Origin of the sequence: Lactonifactor sp. BIOML-A5 (genome assembly GCF_009677585.1) — a bacterium.
Lineage (GTDB): Bacteria > Bacillota > Clostridia > Lachnospirales > Lachnospiraceae > Lactonifactor.
Genome location: NZ_WKYV01000001.1, coordinates 135988 through 162524, shown reverse-complemented (window position 1 = coordinate 162524; position 26537 = coordinate 135988). Strand labels below are relative to the sequence as shown.

The window sequence follows — 26537 nt, the reverse complement described above, 5'->3', positions numbered from 1 at the left end:
TCACCCCTCCCGATCTAATATTTTCTTGAATTCTTCGAAAGAAATATCACCTTTTTTTGCTTTTTCCAATGCTTTTTTTGCCTTTTTTGTCCACTGAATAAACTCCTTTTCAGAGGATGGTTTGTTCACAATATTTCTCTGTTTTCTCGCATTTTCCCTTTTGTATGCAGTACGATAATAGCGAATCAATTCATCGGTATGTATCTGTTTGTCGTAGTAATCCTCCCGGCAGGTTTTAGAATTCGCCTGTATCCTGGAACAATAGAGTTCATCCTTTCGGTTATACGGGGAGAAGAGCCTCCCGCAGTTTTTGCAGGGCCTTACGTGAACATTATTGGAAACCAAAAGAGAAAAAGTATAGAGACAGATGGTGCTGATGTCCTCCAGGGTTGTAATATCCAGATTCGTAGTGGTTTCAATGGATGTTTTTTCTACGGAAGCAGCTAATGCTGAGAAATCCAGTGCTGTCTTCGATTTTTTGATCAGCTCGTAATAATTTGCGTTGGATATGATACTGCTTACCATAACTTCGTTGTTGTCAGAGAAGGAGATCAGACGGTCCGGATCCATGGCGCTGGCCCGGTCGCTCAGGTTAAAGATGCTCTGGATTGTCTGATTCCGCATAAAATTTGAATCAAAATGTGACTGGTACAGGTATGCTCTCTGTTGTGTGTGCAGTTTAGAAAATTCCGGAAAGCTGGAGTAATCCAGGCAGAAGGTAACGGCATTTCGCATAGAGGAGATGAAGTTCAGAAACTCTTCCAGTTCCTTCAGCTCATGCATAATGCTTCTTCGTACCTGATCCCAGTAATGCTGCATTTTGCTGTCCCTGTCCGCCTCTGTCATATCTGAAGCGTCGTAATTCATATACTCCCTGAAGTAATAGAACTCATACCATTTGTAGTTTGATAGTACCGGATTTAGATAAAAAGTGGATTTCCAAAAGGGATGAACCGCGGATAAACTATTATAAATATCGTGAATAAATCCCATTGTAGTATGTATTTTTTTCTGGTCCAGGTAATCTTTATCCAGATATTTGAAGACTTTATTGTAGTGGGATACAATGGGGGGCAGTGCCTCATCGCTGTATTCTAAAAAATCCAGAAAATGTTGTCCCAGGGCAGTATGAGTGCGTTCAATACACTTGTACTGATTGCTGTCGGGAGAAATTTTTTTGTAAATCTCAAAGTATTCCCGGCCTTGGGTTGAGTTCACCAGAAAACGGCCAAAAATCACGGGTTCATTAAACATTTTTAACTTCCTCCTCATAGACAGTGCGTTTTTATTTTAGATACTATCCACAAAAGTAAGAGCGAAAATGTTGAAAAATGAGTAAAAATTGATATAATGTCTCACATGGGGATAGATGTTAGAAAAAAGTTTTTCCATTTATGCTATTTTCTAATATTATAGCCTGAAATTGCTTCTTTTGCAATAGAATTGGCCAATACATGCAATAGAACAGGAGAAAAAACAATAGGAGGATTGGGTATGAGACCTTATATTTTAATTGAGTGGAACGATACAAAAACAGACGCTAAGGGTTGGTTATGTGTGTTTAATCTGGCAAAAGGGTATTCCGGAGGCGGAATCAGAATGCATCCCACAGTGACGAGAGAAGAGGTAATTCGTCTGGCAGAGGCAATGGCCTACAAAAGGAAAGCCTGCGAGAATACCTGGCAGGGCGGTGCAAAGGCCGGAATCGTATATGACTACAAAGCACCGGATGCTGTTGATGTGTTAAAAAGATTTATCATTGCCATGAGGCCATACATCGATGCAGGACTGGCAATGGGTTCTGACCTGGGGACGAAGTATGAGGACGTATACCGGATCTTCGATGAGCTGGGAATGGGACGTCCCATGACAAAGTCTATGAGAAATAATCCTATCATAGCTAAAGGCCAGGAAAATGTAAGAAAACTCCTGCAGAGCCACTACGACGGATTCCTGCTCAATGACCTGACCACCGGATACGGTGTTGCTGTTTCAGGAGATGAGGCATGGAAACAGATGGGCGGAGAACCCGGAGCTTCCGTTGTAATCCAGGGATTTGGATGTGTAGGTCTCAGCTGTACCCACAGGCTTCATAAGCTGGGTTATAAGATCGTGGGTATTGCAGATGCAAACTGCTTTGTATACTGCAAGGATGGTTTGGACGTAGAAAGTCTTATAGCAAACGTTCTGCCGAGAGGCGAGATGGACCAGTCTAAATTCGATCCTTCCTGGGAGGTAATGCCGAACTCCGCATGGATGGATGTGCCCTGTGATATCTTGGTTCCAGTAGCTCTGGAAGATGTCATCAACGGCAGCAATGTAGATAAAGTAAAGGCAAAGCTTATCTGTGAAGGCGCAAATATTCCGGTAGCCGCTTCCGCAGATCCGGGCCTTCATGAAAGAGGAATTCAGATTGTACCTGACTTCATTGCAAATCTGGGTGCTGTACGTTTCTTCTACACCATCACCTTTGGAGTGATCGAACCTACCGCAGAAAATGTAATTCATGATATTGATGCACTCTGCAGAAGAAATGTTGCTAAAATCTTCGAGATTTCAAAAGCCACAGGCAGATATCAAAGAGATATTGCTCTGGAAATATTCGAACCAGACACCCAGGACGAGCCGGAGTGCTAGTTAACCGGCAGGCAAACAGCAGCCGGTCTGTCCCCGCAAGGCGGACAGGCGGGCTGCAGGAAAGGAGAAGGTAATTATGGTTGTCATAAAAAAGGAAAACTGCAAATCCTGCGGTTATTGTATCCGGGCGTGCAAACAGGGGGCGCTGTCCGTGTCTTCGGAAATCAACGGCAAGGGGTACGCAGTGGTGGAAGTAGACCAGGATAAATGTATCGGATGCGGAATCTGCTATACGGTATGTCCTGATTATGTAATAACAATCAAAAATGAGGAGGTGCAACCGGCATGAGAACATTAATGAAGGGGAATAATGCTTTGGCTGAGGCTGCTATTTTAGCAGGCTGCCGGTTCTTTGCCGGCTATCCCATCACACCTCAGACAGAGATTCTGGAATATCTCTCAACCAGGCTGCCGGAAGTGGGAGGGCAGTTTGTGCAGACGGAATCAGAGCTGGCAGGCATTAATATGGTGCTGGGGGCAGCGGCAACGGGATTCCGGGCTATGACAAGTTCTTCGGGACCGGGATTCAGCCTGAAGCAGGAGGGAATCTCCTACATATCTTCTATGGAGCTGCCTGCAGTCATTGTAGATGTTATGCGCTACGGCATCGGTCTGGGAAATATTACTCTGGGACAGGGGGATTATTTCCAGGCAGTTAAAGGCGGAGGACACGGCGGTTATAAGACCTTAGTTTATGCACCTTCTTCCGTACAGGAAAACGTGGATTACACCATTCTTGCTTTTGACAAGGCAGAGGAATACAGAACACCTGTTATCATACTCAGCGACGGCGCCATCGGACAGATGGCAGAATCCGTAAAGCTCCCTGAGGGAAAAGAGCACGATCCCAATAAATTTGAGTGGACGCTGAAGGGAAAAGATGATACGTATCCCAACGGAAGAAAGATGACTGACCGGATTTACTATGACTTTAAATATACAGAGTATGATCCCCATATCCGCGACCGTTATTCTGTCATGGAGGAGAATGAACAAATGTGGGAGGAAGTGGAGACCGAGGATGCGGAGATTATTCTTGTAGCCTATGGTATCACATCCAGAGTATGCCGGGGCGCTGTAAAGGCAGCCAGGGCAAATGGGGTGAAGCTGGGAATGATCCGTCCCATCACTCTTTGGCCGTTCCCGAAGAAAGCGCTTCACAAGACAAACAAAACCGTAAAAGCTTATCTGGCCGTTGAGATGAATGCATGCGGACAGATGGTGGAAGATGTAGCTCTTTATGCACAGGGGACACCGGTATACGCTTATCCCTCCGGCAGGGTCATCGCTGATCAGGAAGAGATTCTCCGGATTGTAGACGAAATTCGTGCCGGAACAAGAAAGGAGGCATTCTAAATGGCAGCAGTAAAAGAGAGAGAAATACCAAGAAGTATTTATGCGGCAAACAGCTTCTGCCCGGGATGCGGCCACGGACTTGTATTGCGGCTCATTGCGGAAGTGATTGATGAAATGGATATAGACAGGGATACCATTGGCGTATTGGCAGTTGGGTGCAGCTGTCTGACAAACCGGACACTTGCCATTGATCTGCTGCAGTCTCCTCACGGAAGAGCCTCCGCAGCAGCAGCCGCCATTAAGCGCTGCAGACCTGAAAAGCTGGTTCTTACCTACCAGGGGGACGGGGATGCTGCCTCTATCGGTATCGCAGAGACGATCTATACCGCGCAGAGAAAAGAGAAAATCACCCAGATTATTGTAAATAACGGCGTTTACGGAATGACAGGAGGGCAGATGTCCCCTACCACTCTTGTGGGACAGAAAACAACTACCTCTGTGAAAGGAAGAGACCCTGAAGTATCCGGCATGCCTCTGAATCTTATGGAAGTGCTGAAAAGCTTTGAACCTGCTTATATGGCTAGAGGATCTATTCATGATGCCCCGCATATTATGAAGGCAAAATCTTATATCAAAAAGGCGTTTGCCGCTCAGATGGCAGGCGAAGGCTACTCCTGTGTTGAGATACTTTCCCCATGTCCCACAAACTGGCATATGACACCGGAGGAATCTATGAGAAGAATCGGGGAAGAAGTTATCCAGTATTATCCTCTGGGTGAATTTGCAAAGGGAGGTGACCAGTAATGGAGAAACAATTTGTATTTGCAGGTTTCGGAGGTCAGGGTATTCTGACAACAGGTCTGATTATCGCTCATATCGGGGCGATGCAGGATAAAGAGGTCACCTGGATTCCTTCTTACGGTGCGGAGATGCGCGGGGGAACAGCCAATTGTACCGTTAAAATCAGTGATGAGCTGATCGGCAGTCCTTTTGTCAAGAAGATAGATATTTTAGTTGCCATGAATCAGCCTTCTATAGACAAGTTTCTGCCTCAGATGAAAGACGACGGGATTATCCTGGTTAATTCTTCTATTGTAAAGGATGTACCTAGAAAAGGAGACATCAGGGTAGTGGAAATTCCGGCTACGGAGGTATGTGAAAAGATTTCTTATTCCAGAGGAACGAATATCTGCATTATCGGGGCTCTGGCGGCATGTACAGATCTTTTTGGCAAAGAATGCTATGAAGAAGGAATCAAACATTACTTTGCGAAGAAGCCACAGTTCCATGAGAGTAATCTTGCGGCATTTCAGGCAGGTTATGACTATGTAGCAAAGGAGTGAGCCTATGGAACTGACAAAATTACTGCGCCCTAGAAGTATTGCTGTGATTGGAGCAACGGACAAGCCCGGATTCGGGCTGTCCACCTGCAGCAATCTGCTGAAAACAAAGATAAAAGAGCATGTTTATTTCGTTCATCCCAAAAGAGAGGAAGTTCTGGGAAAAGAATGTTATAAAAGTATAGGGGAAATCCCTGAAAAAATAGACATGTGCGTGCTCATTGTGAATAAAAAAGTAGTGCCGTCAGCCCTTGAGGAGGCAGCTGAATACGGATGTAAGGCGGCGGTTGTCTACGCCAGCGGGTATGGAGAAACCGGTGACAAGGAAAGCGAAGGCCAGCTTCGGGAGCTCTGCAGAAAACTCGATATGGCGGTTATGGGGGTAAACTGTGCCGGATTCATCAACAATCTGGACGAAATCTTTGCCTTTGGAATGCTGGTGCCTGGTGAGGCGAGAAAGGGAAATGTGGCCATTATATCCCAGTCGGGAAAAATCTGCCTGAATATGATGCAGATTACCTATATGAATTTTTCCTATCTTATCTCCAGCGGGAACAGCACCTGTATCCGCATTGAGGATTATCTGGAGTTCCTCATAAAAGATGAAGATACCAAAGTGATCGGCCTTTATATGGAAGGAATTAAAGATCCTGTAAAATTCAAAGAGGTTCTGAAGCAGGCAGCTCTGGCCAGAAAGCCGGTGGTTATCCTGAAGGTAGGAAAAACCTCAAAGGGGAGTGCTCTGGCGGCTTCTCATACAGGCAGTCTCGCAGGGTCAGACAAAGCGTTTGATGCAATTGTTAAAAAATTCGGTGTAATTCGTGTGGATGATATTGAGGAATTGGTACAGATGTGCCATATGCTCAGTGTACTGCCTATGATTCCGGAGAATACAGGACTTTCGGCCATGTGTCTTTCAGGGGGAGAGACTGGAGTGTGCGCAGATACAGGAACTCTGCTGGGGCTGGAATATCCTGAATTTGCTCCTGAGACAATGGACAAGCTAAGAGAGCTTCTGCCGGATTATGCCACACCGGCCAACCCTCTGGACATGTCTGCCACCCTGGCCCATGACGGAGAAAAGTATGCGGCAGTCATTCAGGCCATTATGGAAGATCCCTCGATAGGGATGGTATTGTGCGGCCAGACGATTCTCCCGGAGCACGGTCCGAAAGACGTGATTCAGCCCATGTCAGACGGCATGGTGATTGCAGCCGGAAAAAAGAAGAAACCTGTTGCGGTTATGAGTTTCTTTAACTCATCCAGGGATAAGATGGTACGTGAAAAGCTGGAAGCAGCAGGAGTTCCTATCCTGCCAGCCACAGGCTGCGGCTTCAAGCTTCTGAAATATCTCATGGATTTTGTGAAATATAAACCGGAAGAACATATTTTAGATTTGGCAATACTGGAGAATCAGAAGAAAGAAAAAGTCAGGACAGCGTTAAGCGAACATGACAGCAAATGCGAACTGGCAGCGGCAGGGGTACCTGTCCCCCCGGAAGCTATTGTAAGCTCAAAGGAGGAACTAAGAGACTTTGCCCCAGGCATTTCTTATCCGGCTGTGGCTAAAATTGCATCTCCGGATATTCTGCATAAGAGTGATGTGGGGGGAGTGAAGCTGAATCTCCAAGATGCCGGGGAGCTGGAGGCTGCCTACCAGGAGATTATGGAAAGTGTAAAGGAGAAATGTCCGGACGCCAGAATCGACGGTGTATTGGTTCAGTCCATGCTTCCCCAGGGAGTGGAGATGATCATCGGGGTAAATGCGGATCCCCAGTTCGGACCAATGATTCTGTGCGGGCTCGGGGGCGTCTTTGTGGAGGTTTTTAAAGATGTAAGTCTTTATCCTGCGCCTCTGAATGAACAGGAAGCCAGAAGCATGATAGAATCTCTGAAAGGCTATAAGCTGTTGAACGGATACCGGGGCAGTAAAAAATGTGATGTGGATGCTCTGGCAAAATTTATTGTTAAGATTTCCGAATATGCGGTTGCCCAGAAGGAATCCTTAAAGGAACTGGATATCAACCCACTGTTTGTGTACCCCGAAGGAGAAGGGGTTGCACTTGCGGATGCTTTGGTTATTAAAGAGCAATAGTACAAGAACCCAAGGAGGTATGTAGATGGGAAATACGAATAAGCAACACAAATGGATTGCATTTTTTGTGGTTACTATATCAGCGGGTCTGATTTACCGTGTCCCATATTTGAAAACCGTGTTTTACGATGCGTTGGTGGAAGAATTTAAGCTGACCAACACACAAGTAGGAACTATCATGAGTGTTTACTCAATTACGAAAATGATTATCTATATCCCCGGAGGTATTCTTGCAGATCGTTTTGACAACCGCAAGATGCTGGTTGGATCCAACCTGATGCTGGCGGCGCTGACCTTCTGGTATGCGACGATTCCATCTCTGACAGGACTTATGGCAATCCAGTTTTTACTTGCATTTTCGAATGTAATATTTTGGGTATCAGCAGTAAAGGCCATCCGTATTCTTGCGGATGACAATGAGCAGGGTTCTATCTTTGGCTATAGTGAGGGAATCCGCGCCGCGGCAGGCGTTCTGATTAATTTTGCAGCTCTGGCAGTGTTTAATCACTTTGTCACAACGGCTCAGCCTCTTCGTTACGTTTTGCTGTTCTACGGTATTGTTTACACTTTACTGACCATCGCTATGTGGCTCCTTCTTCCAAAAAAGAGCAAAGAAGAAGCACGCACATCTGCAACCTTTGCCGACTATGTCAAAGTGTTAAAGATCCCGGGGATCTGGATTGTGGCTCTCCTTGTAATGTGTGCTTACAGCGCCCAGGTTGCATCAGAATATACAACTACATACCTGACAACTATATTCGGAATGACCACCGTTACAGCCGGGATCGTGGCTACCATCCGAAGCTACGGAATTGGTATATTCAGCGCGCCTATTATGGGTAAAATCGCAGACAAAACCAGCTCTTATTCTAAAATGGTTATGGGATTATTTGTAGTAGAGATTGTTTTTGCAGCACTCCTCCTGGTTATTCCGGGAAAATCAAGTATGCTGATACCTGCCATTGTGACAGTGATCGCATTTGCGACGGTTATGTATGCAATCCGTGGAATTTACTTTGCAACTATGGGGGAGGCCGGGGTTCCAAAAGAATTTACCGGAACTGCAACCGGTATTATCTGTGCCATCGGTTTCCTGCCGGACGCATATATGAATCTGATACTCGGCAAACTGATTGACAGCAATCCGGGAGCTGCAGGATTTAAGTTCGTATTCGGAGCGATTATCCTCTTCGCTGTGTTGGGTATTGTATTTGCACTTATTATAAACCGGATGGGAAAGAAGAACATAAAAGCATAAATCCGTACTGAAATACGCAAACGAAATATTCTTACAAAAGGTCAGGTGATACAATTTATGGTTCTTGTACTTACGGTATTAATAATCTATTTTGCAGCCACTGCTGCCATCAGTATTGTACTGCAGAAAAAATCAAAAAATCTGGAGGGTTACTATCTTGGACAGAGGAATCTTCCATGGCCTGTGATTATGCTGACCTTTGCGGCTACCTGGATTGGTGCGTCTTCTACCCTGGGAAAATCAGGTCTGGCATATGAGATTGGAATCTCTGCGATTCTGCCTACATTTGCGACGGTAATTGCTTTTGCGGTATTCTGTCTGTTTGCCGGGCGCATTCAGAAAATAGGGCAGAAGTATCATATTCTGTCCATACCGGATCTGATTACCAAAAGATTTGGCCGCCTGCCAGCCCTGATAGCCTCAGCCATTATTGGCTGGACGGTTATCGGGACCGCAGGAACCCAGATGGTTGCCTCTTCAAAAATCCTTCAGATGGTTATGGCAGATGACTGGGAGATATCCTATCAGACAGCTCTTATCGTCACCACTGTAATTGTTATCGCCTACACTACCCTGTCCGGATTTTACGGGGTTGCCTATACAGATACCCTTCAGGGAATACTGCTCATCGTAGTCATCGGGGTAATTCTGCCGGCAGCAGCATTGAGTAAAGTAGGAGGGCTGACCAATCTGGCGGCCAGCCTTCCGGAACATTATTTCGAATTGAAATTTGACAAATCCATTGCATCCTATACGGTTGTATATTTGCTATATTTTTTGGCTGGACCTCCCTATTGGCAGCGTTCCTTTGCTTCCTCATCTTCTAAGGTGGCCAGCAAGGGAGCGATTGGAGGTAATGTAATCATCCTGTTCTACAGCTTTGCTGTGACCATTATAGGTGTGTGTGCATTGATTCTCTATCCGTCCTTTCCAAAAGGAATCTCCCATGAAATGCTGATTCCCCTGATGGTAAAAGAATCTTTTCCGCCTATTCTGTACGCTTTGGTGATTACATCCCTGATTGCCATTGTAATGTCTACCATTGACAGCTATCTGCTTCTGGCTTCCCAGACGCTGTGCACCGACTTGCTTCTGGCAATCCATCCGGGAGTAAAACAGGAGACCCAGCTGAAGCTGTCCAGATATTCGGTGGTTGTAATAGGAATTCTTGCCCTGGTATTTGCTTTGAGAATGGAGAATATTCTGGAGTCACTGGTTTTATCAATGTCTTACTTCGCCTCAGCCATAGCAATCCCTGCCATGGCAGCACTCTTGTCCAAACGGGCAAAGAAGCTTGGAATTACCATGGGGATGATCGGCGGATTTTTATCGTCGGTACTGTGGAAATCTGTATTGGGTAATCCCTTTGGGGTTCCGGAAGTAATTGTGGGGAGCCTTATGTCGCTGGCATTGCTGATTGTGGGATCCGCAGTGGATCGGCGGGAGACAATATTCCTGGAATAGCTAAAGACATGCGACCTTTAAAAACTCCTCCATTGCCCTGGTTACATACCGGCTCTGCTTATGATAAAAGTAAACATTCCTCACAGTCTCAGGATCCTGTAGCTTATAAAATATAATATTCTCGTCGGGCCTGCTGTGCCGGATCAGGGTATCGCTTACGAAGGCTATCCCCATTCCATAACAGGCAACATTGTATGCCGACAGCTGCTGGTCCAGCTTTAGTATTACTCTTGGACGGAAGCCGTGGCTGCTGCAGATTTTATCGGCCCGTTCCCGGGTATCGTTGCCTGAGCGCAGAAGGATGAAGGGGTCCTCCCGGAATGCTTCCAGGGGGACGCAGGGGGTTGACTCCAGATGGTGCTTTTCGGACACAATGTCTTCTTTGGAGAGTCTGCAGTTTATGAAAGATTTGTTGGATGCAAAATGTCTGGGGACCGCCAGGAGAAGCTGTTCTCTGCACAGGAAGTGACGGGTGTAGATGGATTCATGAAAAGCATAATTGTCAATGACAAGATCCAGTGCCCCAGATATCAGCTGCTGATCTAACTGGGAGGTGTTGGCCTCAATGAGACTGATTTGAATGAAAGGATACTTCTGCATGTATCTGGAGACTATGGGAGGGAGCACAAAAGAGGTGAAAAAATTACTGCCTCCGATGGAAAGTCTGCCGGTTTTCAATTCATTCATATGATTCAGGTAGTTTTCAAAACCGTTTTCTATATCCAAGATCTTCTCCATGCATTTTACATATTCTTTCCCGCAGTCTGTAAGCTGAATAGGATTGGTGCTTCGGTCAAATAGGGGGGTGCCCACGCGCTCCTCTATTTTTTTAATTGTTGCACTCAGAGATGGCTGGGAGATGTACAGATTGGCAGCTGCCTTGGAAAAGCTTTTTTCCTTATAAACTTCGTATACGTATTCCATTCCTTTGAACATAGCAACCCTCATATAACTTTTAATTTATAATAGTACAGCAGATATAATATTCTGTCTCCAGTATAAAAGAGAAGTTAAAAAGGTGCAACAAAAATTGTATTGAAAAAGATGATTGTCAATGAATCCTATGTAATGGTATAATATAGGTTACTTGGGAGAAGTCAGTTTGGGGAACAAAGGAAGCAATTACTATCCATAGGAACGATTGGAGAGGAGAAGGAACATGACAGAATTTCAATATAAAATCAGTGATGAATTGGGATTCCATGCAAGGCCGGTAGGTCTTTTGGTTGAATTAGTAAAAGGAATGGATACGGCTGTCACCATTACAAAGGATGGAAATACAGTAAGCGCCGACCAATTGGTGGCTCTGATGACATTAAATGTGAAAAAGGGTGATGTGATAACCATAACACTGGAAGACGACTGTGATGAGGCTGAACTGGAGAAGGTGAAGAAATTTGTAGAGCAGACCTTCTAATTCAGCGCTGCAAAGCATGCGGGCCATTTTCCCGGGAGAAGATGGCCTCTTTTTAATGCTCATTTTGGTGTTTTTCCAAAAAAAGCTTCATATTCCATATGGTTTGACTGTCAATAAAGTGTTCTACCTTTTCAACCTGCTCCAATTCGCAGGAGGAATGGTTAAGATAGCAGAAGAAGCGGTGAAGAATCTCATGGCGGAAGAGAAGATACCCGCCAAGACTGGCGCCTTTTTCTGTCAGGGATATGATGCCGTACTTCTCAAAGCTCACAAGCTCCTGGCGTGCCAGATTCGTTACCATTCTGGAGGCAGAGGAAGGCTTGACATTCAGGGCCTCAGCCAGGGCTGTGATCCTTAAGTCCCTTTTTTCCTGATGCATACGGTAAATCATTTCCAGATAATCCTCCATTGCCGAAGTAATCTGGCTTTTTTCCATGCGTGCATACCCTTTCAGCGTAAAGAAATCATTTGACTTGTCCATGATGTGCCTCCCTGTAACAAAAATGTAGGTAGAAACATATATTAGGATATGGAAACATTGTTGCATAATACTAAATGTATGTGAAAGGGGACGAATGTATGACAGGGTTAAAGCCATTAGATAGGATGGAACGTGGAGAGACAGGTATTGTCTGTGAGATGCACTCAGAGGACAGATTACGCAGGAGGCTTCAGGATATGGGGCTGATTCAGGGAACCTGTGTGGAGTGTGTGGGAATCAGTCCTCTGGGGGATCCGGCCGCTTATCTGGTGAGAGGTGCAGTGATTGCCCTTAGAAAAGAAGATTCCAACTGTGTACTGGTAAGAAGCTATGAGTGCTGAGAACAGATGGAAGATTGGGCTTGCGGGAAATCCGAATGTAGGGAAAAGTACCGTGTTTAACCAGCTTACCGGATTAAAACAGCACACAGGAAACTGGCCTGGAAAAACAGTGGTGAATGCAAGAGGAACATTTTCGTTGAACGGGGGAGAAGGGCTGCTTGTGGATATTCCAGGTTGTTATTCTCTTATGGCCCATTCCCAGGAAGAGGAGGTTGCCAGGGACTTTATCTGTTTTGAGGAGCCGGATGGAGTTGTGGTAGTGTGCGATGCTACCTGCCTGGAGCGAAACCTGAACCTGGTTCTGCAGATTACCGAGATATGTCCCAGAGTGATGGTCTGTGTCAATCTAATGGATGAGGCCGGGAAAAAGGGGATCACCATTAACTTTTCCCTTTTGGAGGAGCTTTTGGAGGTTCCGGTCGTACCGGTAACAGCCAGATCCAACAAAGGCCTTTCGCATATGGTTGAACTGCTTGGCAAAATGCTGACAGAAGAGGAACAGGAGCGGACAGTCCTGAGATACCCGGAGTATGTGGAAAAGTGCGTGGAAAAGCTGGAAACGGCGGCATGTGGGTTGATAACAGGTTCGGACAAAGAAAACGGTGTGGATATCTGCTCCCTGAAGCGAAAGAGACGGTGGCTTTGTGCCAGACTGCTGGATGGGGACGAAAGTTTAATGGATTCTGTGAAGAAGTATTTCTGCCTCTCCGGGGAGGAGGAAGAAGTATTCTCCCGAGCCCGGGAAGAATGCCTGGGAGAACTGGAAGAACAGGGGATTACTGTAAAACAGCTGCAGGATGATATGGCGGCAGTGTTTGTACGGAAGGCAGAAGAGATTGCAGGAAAAACGGTCCGGTACAGCGGTTCCTCGTATGCAGGGAGAGACCGGAAGCTGGATTGGCTATTTACCAGCAAGGCAACCGGATTTCCAATTATGTTTTTGGTACTTTTGGGGATTTTCTGGCTTACCATTTCCGGCGCTAATTATCCCTCCCGTCTTCTCAGCACAGGGTTTACGGAAGCAGGAGAGAAGCTTTTGCATCTGCTTGAGCATGCCGGTGCGCCTTCGCTTCTGTCGGGTATACTTGTGCAGGGAGTGTACCAGGTAGTTACCTGGGTCATATCAGTGATGCTGCCCCCCATGGCAATTTTCTTTCCGCTTTTTACACTGATGGAGGATTTTGGATATCTTCCCCGGGTCGCCTTTAATCTGGATCGGTGCTTTAAGAAATGCTGTGCGTGCGGAAAGCAGGCCCTGACAATGTGTATGGGTTTTGGGTGCAATGCCGCAGGAGTCGTGGGGTGCAGAATTATCGATTCGCCCAGGGAACGTCTGATCGCGATTTTGACAAATAATTTCGTACCGTGTAACGGAAGACTGCCTGTGATGATTGCTATTATCTCCATGTTTTTTGTGGGGGGAAGCTACGGGATTGGAAGCTCTTTTCTGTCCGCATGTCTGCTTGCCGGGATGATTCTGCTGGGAATCTTTATGACGCTGCTGGTTTCCAGACTCTTATCAAAAACCATATTAAAAGGAATTCCGTCTTCTTTTGCGCTGGAGCTGCCTCCTTACCGGAGACCACAGATTGGAAAGGTTATCGTCCGTTCTATATTTGATAAAACGCTGTTTGTGCTGGGGAGGGCAGTCCTTTTTGCTGCACCCGCAGGAGTTCTGATTTGGGTATTGGCGAATGCAGAGGTGTCCGGACAGTCTCTGTTGTACTACTGTACGGATTTTCTGGATCCCTTTGGGAAGATGCTGGGGATGGACGGGGTAATCCTGATGGCATTTATTCTGGGGCTTCCGGCTAATGAAATTGTAATGCCTATTATTATAATGACCTATCTGGCACAGGGGACCCTCGTTGATATGGAAGATCTGACCGTTCTGAAAAGTCTGCTGACAGAGCATGGATGGACCTGGATAACCGCTGTCAGTACCATGCTTTTTTCTCTGCTCCACTGGCCCTGTTCTACTACCTGCATGACAATATATAAAGAAACAAAAAGTCTGCGGTGGACCGGGGCTGCTATCCTGATACCTGCGGCGGCAGGGATCCTGGTGTGCTTTTTGTTTACGCAGTTTGCGGGTCTGACAGGAGTGTAATCCGACGCTTTTCTATCTCTAGTATGCCTTCCTCTTTCATTTTTTTGATTTCTCTTACCATGGCACTTCGGTTTACAGACAAAAAATCTGCAAAGTCTATCATGGAAAAGGGGAGGGTAAAAGCAGTGCTCTGGTATTTGGCGGACTGCTGGCGGAAAAAGCACAGAAGCTTTCCCCGGATAGAACGCTGGCTCAGAACTTCGATCCGTTCACTGAGGAGACGTGATTTTTCCGATAACAGGCGGAGCATATTCCGTATCAGTTGTGTATGGCAGGGGCATACTTTTGCACAGTTTTGAATCAGGTGGTCATAATCAAGAAAGAGAATCCGGCAGTCTTTCTGACAGAGAGCAGTAATGCAGGCATATTCCGGGAGATAAAAAGCAAGAGCTTCCCCGAAGATATCTCCGGGAGCCAATTCTTCCAGAATTGTCCGGCTTCCGCTGTATTCATAGCGGACCACAGAGACTTTTCCCTGAAGAATGATTCCCACAGACTGCCGGCTCCCTCCATAGGTGTAAATTATGTCCCCTGAGTGAAAGGCGGCCGTATAGGACTTCATACAGGCGAACATTTTTTTGCAGTCCGGATCGGATATGTTTTGAAAAAGTGCTGTTGCTGTGGTATTCATGAAAGAACCTCCTAGTTTATAAAGTTTTTATTATTATAGAGGATGTATGTTGCAAATGCAACAGAAATTCAAGAAAATATTTGCTATAGTATAAAAGCAGTAAAAAATACGAAAAATATTACAAGATTCTTAGGAGGTTAAGACATATGAAAAAATATATTTGTGAACCCTGCGGCTATGAATATGATCCGGAGGTAGGAGATCCGGACGGCGGAATTGAGCCGGGAACCCCTTTTGAAGATCTGCCGGAGGATTGGATTTGTCCGGTGTGCGGATTGGGAAAAGATGTATTTATAGAAGCATAGCAGACAACCGTGTGTCCGGGGCGTATGTCTCCGGGCACATTTTTTATTCCGGACTTTATGAAACGGCAGAAATAGTGTATAATATGGGGTAGAATTGTTTAAAAGTACGAATCAGAGGAGGCCATACATTATGAATGTAGTAGAAGTAAAAAAGGATATATATTCAGTGGGAGCGGTGGACTGGAATGTGAGAAGCTTCCACGGATACTCCACCAACAGCGGAGCCACATATAATGCCTATTTAATAATGGATGAAAAGATTACGCTGATTGATACCGTAAAAGCGCCGTTTGCAAAAGAGCTGTTGGACAGGATCCGTGAGATTGTGGAACCAGAGAAAATTGATTACATAATATCCAATCATGTTGAGATGGATCACTCGGGTGCGCTTCCACAGGTAGTAAAGGCAGCGCCCAATGCTACTGTGATTACCTCAGACCCTAACGGAATGAAGGGATTATCAGCCCACTACGGGAAAGAAATCAAATATCAGACAGTAAAAGCGGGGGATACCCTGAAGATTGGCAAAAGAACTCTGACTTTTGTTGCCACACCCATGCTTCACTGGCCGGATAATATGGTAACCTATTGCCCGGAGGATAAGATTTTGTTTTCGAATGATGCCTTCGGACAGCACTATGCATCCAATATGCGGTTCGACACACAGGTGAACCTGGATGATGTATACAGAGAGGCTAAAAAATATTACGCGAATATCCTTATGCCCTACGGTGCCCAGGCAAGGAAAGCGCTGGAGATTGTAAAAGGACTGGATATGGAAGTAATTGCACCCAGCCATGGCGTTATCTGGACAGAGCATATCGGAGACATTCTGGAAAAATATGAAGAATTTGCCGGAGGCGGAACAAAGAAGAAGGCCTGTATTGTCTATGATTCTATGTGGCACTCCACAGAAAAGATGGCCTTTGCTGTCGTGGAAGGATTCTCAAAGGCTGGAGTGGGGGCTCATCTGTATGATCTCAAAGATAATCATATCTCCGATATTATGACGGAGCTTCTGGACGCAGAATACATAGCCGTTGGTTCCCCTACGCTGAATAGTCAGATGATGCCCACAGTAGCAGGTTTCCTGTGCTATATGAAAGGCCTGGCCCCGAAAAAAAGGAAAGCAATTGCTTTTGGATCTTATGGCTGGGGCGGACAGAGCATTAAGCAGGTATACGAAGCGCTGGAGGGAATGGGCTGCCAGATGCTCCTGGACCCTATCCGGCAGATGTATATTCCTACAGATGAAGATCTGAAACAGGTGGAAGAGACCATTACTTCTATTATAGAGTAACAGAATCAACAGCAAAGGATAAAGCTTCTCTCCGGGAGCGATGCTAAGTTCCCGGAGAAGAGTTTGGAAAGGATAGAATTTGCAGCTGCAGGAAGAAAAATATCATATATTGAAGCAGTATTTTGGCTATGATGAATTCCGGGAAGGTCAGGAACTGCTGATTGACAGCGTGCTGGGAGGCCAGGACACGCTGGGTATCATGCCTACGGGAGCGGGAAAGTCTGTCTGTTATCAGATTCCGGCTCTTTTATTTCCAGGAATTACTCTTGTAATATCACCTCTTATCTCCCTGATGAAAGATCAGGTGGGAGCCTTAAACCAATTGGGTGTCCACGCAGCTTATCTGAATAGTTCTCTGACTGCTAATCAATATTATAAGGCGCTGAATTACGCCAGGAATAACAGATATAAGATCATCTATGTCGCGCCTGAGCGACTGCTTACGGAAGAATTTCTTACTTTTGCCATGGAGGCAGAGATTTCTATGGTGGCGGTGGATGAGGCACACTGTGTATCTCAATGGGGACAAGATTTCCGTCCAAGTTATTTGAAAATCGTAGAATTTGTAGAAAAACTTCCGAAACGGCCGGTGATATCTGCCTTTACCGCCACTGCAACGAAAGAGGTGAGGGACGACATTATAGATATACTTATGCTGATAACGCCTACTGTGCTCACCACAGGGTTTGATAGAAAAAATCTTTATTTCGGAGTGCTGCAGCCTAAGGACAAGTTTCAGGTGGTACGTGACTATGTAAATAGTCGCAGAAGTGACAGCGGCATTATCTATTGCGCCACCAGGAAAGTGGTGGAGGAGGTATGTCAGCGGCTGAAATCAGACGGAATTCCGGTGACCCGGTATCATGCGGGCCTTGGAGACAAGGAGCGGCGGGAAAACCAGGATGATTTTATATATGACCGGTCTCCCGTTATGGTGGCCACCAATGCCTTTGGAATGGGGATTGATAAGTCTAATGTGCGTTATGTTATACATTACAATATGCCGAAAAACATTGAAAATTATTACCAGGAGGCCGGAAGAGCCGGAAGGGATGGGGAGCCGGCAGAATGTCTGCTTCTTTACAGCGGCAAAGACGTAGTGACGAACCAGTTCTTTATTGACAACAATACGGATAACCAGGAGCTGGATCCGGTTACTCTGGCTATTGTTCAAGAGAGGGACAGAGAACGGCTGCGGAAAATGACGTTCTATTGTTTTACCAATGACTGCCTGCGGGACTATATACTAAGGTATTTTGGAGAATATGGAGAAAATTACTGTGGAAACTGTTCTAACTGCCTCAGTCAGTTTGAAACCGTGGATGTCGCAGAGATAGCTCTTTGCTTGGTGGAATGTGTTAAAAGCTGTGGTCAAAGGTATGGGGTGAACGTGATTATCGACACGGTACATGGGGCAAATACAGCAAAAATCCGGAATTACCGGATGGATGGAAATCCTAATTACGGGAGATTGGCAAAGGAACCTGTCTATAAATTGAGACAGGTTATCAATCACCTGCTGCTAAATGAGTATCTTGCAGTTACCAATGACGAATATGCAGTTGTCAAGCTGACCGAAAAATCGGAGGATGTGCTGGCCTGCAACGTGCAGATTACCATGAAGATGGCTAAAGTACAGGAACGCCAGACGAAGGAAAAGAAGGGGAAGAGAACGGCAAAGGGAGCTTCTGCCGGATTGCCAGGGGCTGAATTTACTGAGGCAGACGAGCAGCTTTTCCAGAAATTGCGGGAGCTAAGACTAAAGATTGCCAGAGAGGAGAAGGTACCGCCATATATTGTTTTTTCTGATAGAACATTGACACTTATGTGTGTTTTAAAGCCAGAGACAAAGAGTGCAATGTTGTCAGTTACAGGAGTTGGAACGTTTAAATATGACAAATATGGGAAACGTTTCATCGACTGCATCAGAGAAAATACGCCGGCGGCTGTGGACAGTGAGGATTCCATGGGGGCTGATTGCCATGCCCGGATAGAATAGTTCCGGCATGGCAATCGGTGCTGAAGATGCTATCCTAATTTCAACGATAGAAGGGGGAAACAATCTTGACCAAGCGAAAAGAACTATTGTCTAAGGATTTGCAATGAGGAGACCACTTTAGGCCGCGATGAGGCTGGATCCTTTTATGTCAAAAAGCCAAATGTCCGTTTTACATCTGACATACTTTCCTTCAAACGACAGTTAGATTTGCTGGCATCTCAAAAGGCGGTCTATGATATCTCGAAAGCCAGCCTGGAACATCTTCAGCAAAGTTTGAATGACATGGTTCGTGCATAATGAAATATATATCCATTGGATTTGTCCCGCCTTCCACCCTTTAATAAAGTATGATATAATCTTCGGGGGTAATAATAGGAAAGATAGAGCTGATTGCAGTATTAAATGGAAGATAGAACAGGAGGAAAATCATGCGAGTAGGAATGGGCTATGATGTTCATAAATTAGTAGAAGGCCGCAGGCTGATCCTGGGCGGGGTGGAGATACCCTGGGAAAAAGGCCTGTTGGGGCATTCGGATGCAGATGTGGTGGTGCATGCTATTATGGATGCTCTTTTGGGAGCTGCGGCACTCAGAGATATCGGAAGACATTTCCCGGATACGGATCCCCAATACAAGGGAATTTCCAGCATAAAGCTGCTGAAGGAAGTAGGCGCTCTTCTGGAAAAAGAGATGTATGTGATTAATAATATAGATGCCACAATTATCGCACAGAAGCCCAAGCTGATGCCCTTCATAGATCAGATGGCAGCAAATGTGGCTGCCGCCCTTCATTTGGAGGAAAATCAGGTCAATATTAAGGCCACCACGGAGGAGGGACTGGGCTTTACCGGAAGCCAGGAAGGAATCTCTGCGCATGCTGTCTGTGCCCTGACTTCTGCCCTGGACTATATGAGGGATGACAGGATGGGCGATAAAGGATGCCAGGGGTGTCCGGGTTGTAAAAAAGAGGGGGTATAGCAGCCCCCGGAAGAACTAAGGAGAAGAGATGAGTATTTTAAATGTACAGCATCTGTCCCATGGGTTTGGTGACAGAGCCATCTTTCAGGACGTTTCGTTCCGTCTGCTGAAAGGCGAGCATATAGGGCTGGTAGGTGCCAATGGAGAGGGAAAATCTACCTTTATGAATATTATCACAGATAAACTTATACCGGATGAAGGGAAGATTGAATGGGCCAAGAACGTACGGGTAGGGTATCTGGATCAGCACACAGCACTTGAAAAAGGGATGACTGTCAGAGATGTTCTAAAGTCGGCGTTTTCTTATTTGTTTGAAATGGAAGAACAGATGAATCAAATCTGTGACTGCATGGGAGATGCCTCCCCGGAAGAACTGGAAGTTATGATGGAGGAGCTGGGAACCATTCAGGACACTCTTACAATGCACGACTTTTATGTAATTGATTCCAAAGTAGAAGAGATTGCCAGAGCTCTTGGACTGGAGGATATTGGCCTGGACCGGGATGTGATGGAGCTGAGCGGCGGACAGCGGACGAAGGTGCTGCTTGGGAAGCTGCTTCTGGAAAAACCGGATATCCTGCTTTTGGACGAGCCTACGAACTATCTGGATGAGGTTCATATCAACTGGCTGAAGAGGTATCTGCAGGACTATGAGAATGCATTTATCCTTATTTCCCATGACATTCCTTTCCTAAACAGTGTGGTGAACCTTATTTATCATATGGATAATCAGGAGCTGAACCGCTATGTGGGAGATTATGATAAGTTCCTGGAAGTTTATGAAGTGAAAAAAGCACAGAGGGAGGCTGCATACCACAGACAGCAGCAGGAGATCCATGAACTGAAAGACTTTGTGGCCAGGAATAAGGCGAGAGTTGCCACCAGAAATATGGCAATGTCCAGGCAGAAAAAACTGGACAAGATGGATCTGATTGAGCTTGCCAGGGAGAAGCCCAAGCCGGAGTTTTACTTCCGGACGGCCAGAACTCCCAGCCGTTTTGTCATCGAGACAAAGGAACTGGTGATTGGGTATGAGGAACCACTGTCCAAACCTCTGGATTTGGCTGTGGAGAGAGGGCAGAAGATAGCCATGACGGGGGCAAACGGAATTGGGAAAACAACCCTGCTGAAAAGTATCCTGGGTTTGATTCCCCCTCTTTCCGGAAAGGTTCATCTGGGGGATTATTTGGAAATTGGATATTTTGAACAAGAGATGCCCAGGGATAACCCCAATACCTGCATCCAGGAGATCTGGAATGAATTTCCTTCCTATACACAGTATGAGGTACGGGCAGCACTTGCAAAGTGCGGTCTGACTACAAAACATATTGAAAGTCTGGTGAGAGTGCTCAGTGGAGGGGAGCAGGCGAAAGTCCGTCTCTGCAAGCTTTTAAACAGGGAAACCAATATTCTGCTTTTGGATGAGCCAACCAATCATCTGGATAAAGACGCAAAAGAAGAATTAAAGCGTGCACTGAAGGAATATAAGGGAAGTATACTAATGGTCTGCCATGAACCTGAATTTTATGAGGGGCTGGTGACAGATGTGTGGGACTGCGCCAAATGGACAACCAAAATATTATAGTGGATTTTTAATAAGAAACCTTACGGTTTAGGAAAGATATGACGCACAAAATGTTTGCCGAAATGCATAAATTGATAATGAAAAATGTAAAATGGACAAAAGTCCGTGTGAGGAAAAATCTCTAAAAGGGCTGTGTGCGGAAAGGCAAATAGTGCTAAAATGCATAAAATTAGGATTGATGAGTCAAAACCCGAAGAAAATCAACTTTTTTTCTGCTGAATATTTGCAAGTTTCTAATTAAAAACTTGCAAATATTCCCAGTCCGATATATAATACAATATGGACGAAATTTAGTATTGAAATGTATTATAATCTAGGAGGAAAAGTCATGTCATACGTTGATGAGGTAATTGAAGCCGTTGTTCAGAAGAATCCCGCAGAACCTGAATTTCATCAGGCCGTAAAAGAAGTGCTGGAATCTTTAAGAGTTGTAGTAGAAGCAAACGAAGAAAAATTCCGTAAAGACGCATTGTTAGAGCGTCTTGTTGAGCCGGAAAGACAGTTTAAATTCCGTGTTCCCTGGGTTGACGATAAAGGACAGGTTCAGGTTAACACCGGATACAGAGTACAATTTAACAGTGCAATCGGACCTTATAAGGGAGGTCTTCGCCTGCACCCATCCGTAAATCTTGGTATTATCAAGTTTCTGGGATTTGAACAGATATTCAAGAACTCATTGACAGGACTTCCCATCGGGGGAGGCAAAGGAGGATCTGATTTTGATCCCAAAGGAAAATCAGACAGAGAAGTTATGGCTTTCTGCCAGAGCTTTATGACAGAGCTGTGCAAATATATCGGAGCGGATACTGACGTTCCTGCCGGTGATATCGGTACGGGAGCCAGGGAAATCGGTTATATGTTCGGACAGTATAAGAGAATCCGAGGCGTGTATGAAGGGGTACTTACAGGCAAGGGCTTATCCTACGGCGGTTCTCTGGCCAGAACAGAGGCTACCGGTTATGGGCTGCTGTATCTCACAAAGGAGATCCTGAAGCTTAACGGGAAAGACATTAAGGGTATGACTGCTGCTGTATCCGGTTCCGGAAATGTGGCAATCTATGCGATTCAGAAAGCTCATCAGCTGGGAGCAAAGGTAGTTACCTGCAGTGATTCCACAGGATGGATCTATGATCCGGAAGGAATTGATGTCGCTTTGCTGAAAGACATCAAGGAAGTAAGGCGTGCAAGGCTGACAGAATACAAAAAAGCAAAGCCGGGCGCAGAATACCATGAGGGAAAAGGGGTATGGAGCGTTAAGGTTGACCTGGCTCTTCCTTGTGCGACTCAGAATGAATTACAGCTGGAGGATGCGAAGCAGTTAGTAGAGAATGGCTGCATCATGGTGGCTGAAGGCGCTAATATGCCTACGACAATGGAAGCAACAGAATATTTACAGGAAAAAGGCGTAATCTTCGCCCCGGGCAAGGCTGCCAACGCAGGCGGTGTTGCCACTTCCGCACTGGAAATGTCTCAGAACAGCGAGCGGCTGAGCTGGAGCTTTGATGAGGTAGATGAGAAGCTGCAGGGCATTATGGCAAGTATTGCTAACAACATTTCTGATGCGGCCAAGAAGTATGGATTCGAGGGCAATTACGTAGTTGGCGCAAACATAGCGGGCTTTGAAAAAGTAGTGGACGCCATGAATGCACAGGGCATTGTATAAATAATTGGAAAAAAGGGTTCTGCGGACTGCAGGACCCTTTTTATTTTAAATAATATTAACATAAGTTAGCCTACTCTTTACACAATTTTAGTATCCGGATGTGTATAATTTCTACTAAATAAAAAAGGGAGGATACATATCTTGAAAAACACAATATTTAAAGGTGTGGGCACCGCACTGGTTACACCCATGAAAAAGGACGGTTCCGTCAACTTCCAGGTCTTTGGGGAGTTATTGGAAAGGCAGATAAAAGAGAACGCGGATGCCGTTATTATTGCGGGCACTACAGGAGAGGGATCAACGTTAACAGATGAGGAGCATATAGAATTAGTAAAATATGCGGTGAAAAAGGTGAAAGGGAGGCTGCCTGTAATCGCAGGGGCTGGCAGCAACAATACCAGGCATGCGGCAGAACTTTCAAAACAGTGTGAAAGGGCCGGAGCCGACGCTCTGCTTCATGTAACACCGTATTACAACAAAGCGTCCCAGGAAGGCTTGTACCTGCATTTTACAGAGTGTGCCAGGTGTACAAAGCTTCCGATTATTTTATATAATGTGCCCTCAAGGACAGGCGTTAATATATTCCCGGCAACATACAAACGTCTCAGCCAGGTGGACAATATTGTGGCAGTGAAGGAAGCAAGCGGCAACTTCTCCCAGATGGCCAAGATAGCTGCGCTCTGTCAGGGTGACCTGGATATCTATTCAGGTAATGATGACCAGATCACATCTGCGCTTGCTCTGGGAGCGAAGGGAGTGATTTCTGTGCTGTCTAATATCATCCCTGAGGATACCCACAAGATCTGTTATGAATACTTCCGGGGAAACAGCGGCGAGAGTGATAACCTGCAGCTAAGATACCTGGAGCTGATTGAGGCATTATTTTTGGATGTCAATCCCATTCCGGTCAAACAGGCAATGAGAGCCATGGGATTTGAAACAGGTCCCTGCAGGCTCCCGCTGTGTGATATGGATATTACTATGGCTGAAAAAATGTATGCGGTACTCTGCAAATATGGGCTGTTGGAGGAGGGGATGAAGATAGGTTCCGTCACTGTACACAGACCTTATAATTCAGGAGTGCCTTTGACTAGAAATATGTAAAACAGAGCGTATATATATTTGACATTCCCAGAGGCTTATTGTATTATATTTATAATACAATAAGACAGTCAAAAGAGAGGGGACAATATATGCTGGAAGTAATGCATTTGACGAAGAAATACAGAAAGACGCTGGCGGTAGATGATGTCAGCTTCTCAGTTCCGGACGGCAGTATCGGTATCCTGCTGGGGCCGAACGGAGCCGGGAAATCTACGATTATTAAAAGCATTGCAGGGCTTTTGAGATATGACGGAGAGATCCGGATTCAGAATTTTCCGGGAAGATCCCCTGAGGCAAAGAAAGTATTCGGATATGTTCCGGAGATTCCTGCTATGTTTGATGCCCTTACCGTTGCAGAACATCTGGAATATATCCGCAGGGCTTACCAGTCGGACATCACGGACGAGGAGACAGGGGCTTTATTAGCCCGGTTTGAGCTGGAGGATAAGAAGGATAAATTGGGAAATGAGCTGTCCAAGGGAATGATGCAGAAGGTGAGTATCTGCTGTGCCCTTGCGGTAAAGCCCAAGGTAATGCTTTTTGATGAGCCTATGGTAGGTCTGGATCCCAAGGCAATCAAAGAGCTAAAGGACGTGATTCAGGAACTGAGCAGGGATGGCGTAACTATCTTGATCAGCACCCATATGCTGGAGATGGTAAAGGATATATGGGAGGTTATGTTTGTTATGGATAAAGGGAAAATCCTGGCCTCCTATACTCGGGAAGAGGCGGCACACCGTGACATTGATGAACTGTTCTTTACGATTACTGAAGGGGAGAAGGGCATATGCAAGGATTGATCTATCTCTATAAGACAGCAGCGAAGAACCGTATCTTAAAAGCCCTCCGCAGGCCTGTGACCTATGTGTACCTGGTAGGCGGCATCGCTTACGTTACTATGATCGCCAGTTTTTTGGTTCAATGGGCCGGCCGTATAGGGGCAGACACTCCGGAAGGCCTTGTAACCGGGCTTTCCCTTCTGGTACTATTCTTAATGCCCTCAAGTTTTGCCACTTATGCAAAGCGAAAGGGGATCGTATTTAAACCAGGGGACATACATTTTGTATTCACCTCTCCGGCCAGCCCTAAACTAGTCTTATGGTTTACGCAGATAAAACAATATCTCCTGGGATTCATACTCTACCTGACGGTTTCGATTGTGGGTATCCTGTTTTTTCATATTGTTCCCTGGAAGATGTTTTTGTATTTTGTTTTTTCTTTTATAGTTGAAAATATACTGGAAGGAAGTCTGGTGATTCTCCTGTATGGAAATGAAAAGTTATCAGAGAATACACTTCGGTGGCTGGCCCGCTCCCTCTGGTGCATCCTGGGACTCTTGGTTTTGTTCGGTGCTTTTCTGATTTTTACTAAGGAGCTTTCTTTTCAGTTGATTACCGACTTTTTAGGCCACCCGTTTCTCTTATGCATTCCTGTGATCGGGTGGAATCTGGCAGCTATACGGCTTTTGCTGCTGGGCCCTACGGTGGTGAACGTTATTTGTTCTGCTGCCTATATAGCTGCAGCACTCCTCTTGCTGGTTTGCGCCAGGAGGATGAAGTGTACCGGAGAGTATTATGAGGATGCGGTAAAGTTCTCCGATGATTATATGGAAACCGTAAAACGAAAGAAGTCAGGGGATGTGGTAGGGCCGGGCCCAAAGGCAAGATACAGGAAGGCCAGCGTAACCTATAAAGGCGGATATGCCAGGGCCATTTTTTACCGGCAGCTTCTGGAATATAAAAAGAACAAGTATTTCATTTTTAACCTTTATACCTTATTTGCGTTTCTGGGGGGCCTGGGGATTGGCTATTATTGCTACAAGACAGGGACCCCGGGCAGTATCAAAGGCTATTATGTGATTCCCGGGGTGGGGGCGTACCTGACGCTTATTTTCAGCGGGTATGCCACAAAGTGGTCAAAGGAAATGAAGAATCCATATACGTACCTTATTCCGGATCAGCCTGTGAGAAAACTGTGGTACGCCACAGCGATTGAGCATGTGCGGTCCCTTATAGACGGGTGTCTGCTGGCAGTTCCCGGTGTTATTATTATGGGATTTTCCCCTCTCACAGCAGTACTTTATATTCTCATCTATGCATGTCTGCAGGCCAACAAGCTGTATATTAATATTTTGGGGGAGGTTCTTCTGGGAGATGTTCTGGGAGCTTTTGGCAAACAGATATTTCAGATGCTGTTCCAGGGGATCATTATGTGTATCGGTATTGCAGTCTGCGTAGTAGTTACAGCCCTCACAGGGGTCCAGGGCGGACTCCTCGGCCTTTTGATCTATGTGCTCATTGCAACAGGTGCCATTGCAACAGGAGGCTCTATTGCCTTCCAGAGAATGGAGGTCCTTTGAGCGAAGGCAGTTCAAGATTGTTAAATAATAAACTATAAAAAAGTTCTTGACGGATGAGGGAAAAAATGCTATTTTAAGGTTAGTTATACGACTGACGGAAGTGGAAGTAACCACATGAAGTATAATGATAATGAGCCGACCGTCTGGGCAAAGAGCCCGGATAGTAGGCTCTTTT

The 26537-nt window shown here is 45.7% G+C and carries 24 protein-coding genes and 1 riboswitch; of the genes, 20 read left to right on the top strand and 4 right to left on the bottom strand.

What is annotated here, in order from left to right:
* Positions 1-1254, bottom strand: a complete 1254-nt coding sequence (locus GKG41_RS00695; RefSeq protein WP_072848215.1) for a DUF6076 domain-containing protein — start codon at positions 1252-1254, stop codon at positions 1-3.
* Between the two features lie 240 nt (positions 1255-1494).
* Between GKG41_RS00695 and GKG41_RS00690 the strand changes: the two genes are divergently transcribed.
* The 8 genes from GKG41_RS00690 to GKG41_RS00655 all read left to right on the top strand — a co-directional run bounded on the left by GKG41_RS00690 (position 1495) and on the right by GKG41_RS00655 (position 10090).
* Positions 1495-2637 carry a Glu/Leu/Phe/Val dehydrogenase dimerization domain-containing protein gene (locus GKG41_RS00690; RefSeq protein ID WP_072848214.1) on the top strand — a complete coding sequence of 381 codons (1143 nt, stop codon included), beginning with the start codon at positions 1495-1497 and terminating at the stop codon, positions 2635-2637.
* 76 nt (positions 2638-2713) lie between these two features.
* Positions 2714-2926: a 4Fe-4S binding protein gene (locus GKG41_RS00685; protein WP_072848213.1), complete on the top strand. Its 213-nt coding sequence runs from the start codon at positions 2714-2716 to the stop codon at positions 2924-2926.
* Positions 2923-3993 (top strand): 3-methyl-2-oxobutanoate dehydrogenase subunit VorB, encoded by a 1071-nt coding sequence (gene vorB, locus GKG41_RS00680; protein ID WP_199884580.1) that lies wholly within the window; start codon positions 2923-2925, stop codon positions 3991-3993. Before GKG41_RS00685 ends, vorB begins: the two co-directional genes overlap by 4 nt.
* On the top strand, positions 3994-4737 hold the full coding sequence (locus GKG41_RS00675; protein WP_072848211.1) for a thiamine pyrophosphate-dependent enzyme: 744 nt from the start codon (positions 3994-3996) through the stop codon (positions 4735-4737).
* The gene (locus tag GKG41_RS00670; RefSeq protein ID WP_072848210.1) at positions 4737-5276 is read left to right on the top strand and encodes a 2-oxoacid:acceptor oxidoreductase family protein; all 540 of its coding nucleotides are present in this window, start codon (positions 4737-4739) and stop codon (positions 5274-5276) included. The genes GKG41_RS00675 and GKG41_RS00670 overlap by 1 nt, the downstream gene beginning before the upstream one ends.
* A gap of 4 nt (positions 5277-5280) precedes the next feature.
* Positions 5281-7368, top strand: coding sequence for an acetate--CoA ligase family protein (locus tag GKG41_RS00665; protein WP_154256361.1), 2088 nt, complete (start codon positions 5281-5283; stop codon positions 7366-7368).
* Positions 7369-7393: 25 nt separating this feature from the next.
* A complete protein-coding gene (locus GKG41_RS00660; RefSeq protein WP_154256359.1) occupies positions 7394-8626 on the top strand; it encodes an MFS transporter in 1233 nt (410 codons plus the stop codon).
* A 57-nt stretch (positions 8627-8683) separates the two neighbouring features.
* On the top strand, positions 8684-10090 hold the full coding sequence (locus GKG41_RS00655) for a sodium:solute symporter family protein (RefSeq protein ID WP_154256357.1): 1407 nt from the start codon (positions 8684-8686) through the stop codon (positions 10088-10090).
* On the opposite strand, the gene GKG41_RS00650 is transcribed toward GKG41_RS00655, so the two are convergent.
* Positions 10091-11026, bottom strand: a complete 936-nt coding sequence (locus tag GKG41_RS00650; protein WP_154256355.1) for a LysR family transcriptional regulator — start codon at positions 11024-11026, stop codon at positions 10091-10093.
* A 223-nt stretch (positions 11027-11249) separates the two neighbouring features.
* Between GKG41_RS00650 and GKG41_RS00645 the strand changes: the two genes are divergently transcribed.
* Positions 11250-11507 (top strand): HPr family phosphocarrier protein, encoded by a 258-nt coding sequence (locus GKG41_RS00645; RefSeq protein ID WP_072848205.1) that lies wholly within the window; start codon positions 11250-11252, stop codon positions 11505-11507.
* Between the two features lie 52 nt (positions 11508-11559).
* Here the strand turns inward: GKG41_RS00645 and GKG41_RS00640 are convergent, their stop codons facing one another.
* A complete protein-coding gene (locus tag GKG41_RS00640) occupies positions 11560-11988 on the bottom strand; it encodes an iron dependent repressor, metal binding and dimerization domain protein (protein WP_072848204.1) in 429 nt (142 codons plus the stop codon).
* A gap of 125 nt (positions 11989-12113) precedes the next feature.
* Here GKG41_RS00640 and GKG41_RS00635 point away from each other — a divergent pair, with 125 nt between their 5' ends.
* Positions 12114-12329, top strand: coding sequence for a FeoA family protein (locus GKG41_RS00635; protein WP_226902959.1), 216 nt, complete (start codon positions 12114-12116; stop codon positions 12327-12329).
* Entirely contained in the window at positions 12319-14439 is a 2121-nt protein-coding gene (gene feoB, locus GKG41_RS00630) for a ferrous iron transport protein B (RefSeq protein ID WP_072848199.1), read from the top strand. The genes GKG41_RS00635 and feoB overlap by 11 nt, the downstream gene beginning before the upstream one ends.
* On the opposite strand, the gene GKG41_RS00625 is transcribed toward feoB, so the two are convergent.
* A complete protein-coding gene (locus GKG41_RS00625) occupies positions 14408-15070 on the bottom strand; it encodes a Crp/Fnr family transcriptional regulator (RefSeq protein WP_154256353.1) in 663 nt (220 codons plus the stop codon). The genes feoB and GKG41_RS00625 overlap by 32 nt on opposite strands.
* A gap of 146 nt (positions 15071-15216) precedes the next feature.
* Here GKG41_RS00625 and rd point away from each other — a divergent pair, with 146 nt between their 5' ends.
* The 9 genes from rd (at position 15217) to GKG41_RS00580 (ending at position 26362) form a co-directional block, all read left to right on the top strand.
* Entirely contained in the window at positions 15217-15375 is a 159-nt protein-coding gene (gene rd, locus GKG41_RS00620; protein WP_072848195.1) for a rubredoxin, read from the top strand.
* A 130-nt stretch (positions 15376-15505) separates the two neighbouring features.
* Positions 15506-16675 carry an FprA family A-type flavoprotein gene (locus GKG41_RS00615; protein ID WP_154256351.1) on the top strand — a complete coding sequence of 390 codons (1170 nt, stop codon included), beginning with the start codon at positions 15506-15508 and terminating at the stop codon, positions 16673-16675.
* 106 nt (positions 16676-16781) lie between these two features.
* Positions 16782-18674, top strand: a complete 1893-nt coding sequence (gene recQ, locus GKG41_RS00610) for a DNA helicase RecQ (RefSeq protein WP_341443330.1) — start codon at positions 16782-16784, stop codon at positions 18672-18674.
* Positions 18675-19102: 428 nt separating this feature from the next.
* The gene (gene ispF, locus GKG41_RS00605) at positions 19103-19651 is read left to right on the top strand and encodes a 2-C-methyl-D-erythritol 2,4-cyclodiphosphate synthase (protein ID WP_072848191.1); all 549 of its coding nucleotides are present in this window, start codon (positions 19103-19105) and stop codon (positions 19649-19651) included.
* Positions 19652-19679: 28 nt separating this feature from the next.
* Entirely contained in the window at positions 19680-21236 is a 1557-nt protein-coding gene (locus GKG41_RS00600) for an ABC-F family ATP-binding cassette domain-containing protein (RefSeq protein WP_154256349.1), read from the top strand.
* Between the two features lie 328 nt (positions 21237-21564).
* Complete coding sequence (gene gdhA / locus GKG41_RS00595; protein WP_072848187.1) at positions 21565-22899, top strand: NADP-specific glutamate dehydrogenase; 1335 nt, start codon at positions 21565-21567, stop codon at positions 22897-22899.
* A gap of 141 nt (positions 22900-23040) precedes the next feature.
* The gene (gene dapA / locus GKG41_RS00590; RefSeq protein ID WP_154256347.1) at positions 23041-24003 is read left to right on the top strand and encodes a 4-hydroxy-tetrahydrodipicolinate synthase; all 963 of its coding nucleotides are present in this window, start codon (positions 23041-23043) and stop codon (positions 24001-24003) included.
* 89 nt (positions 24004-24092) lie between these two features.
* Positions 24093-24803: an ABC transporter ATP-binding protein gene (locus GKG41_RS00585; protein WP_072848183.1), complete on the top strand. Its 711-nt coding sequence runs from the start codon at positions 24093-24095 to the stop codon at positions 24801-24803.
* Positions 24791-26362 (top strand): putative ABC exporter domain-containing protein, encoded by a 1572-nt coding sequence (locus GKG41_RS00580; RefSeq protein WP_072848181.1) that lies wholly within the window; start codon positions 24791-24793, stop codon positions 26360-26362. Before GKG41_RS00585 ends, GKG41_RS00580 begins: the two co-directional genes overlap by 13 nt.
* Before the next feature lie 77 nt (positions 26363-26439).
* A riboswitch (ZMP/ZTP riboswitch) is annotated at positions 26440-26518 on the top strand.
* Positions 26519-26537: the final 19 nt, after the last annotated feature.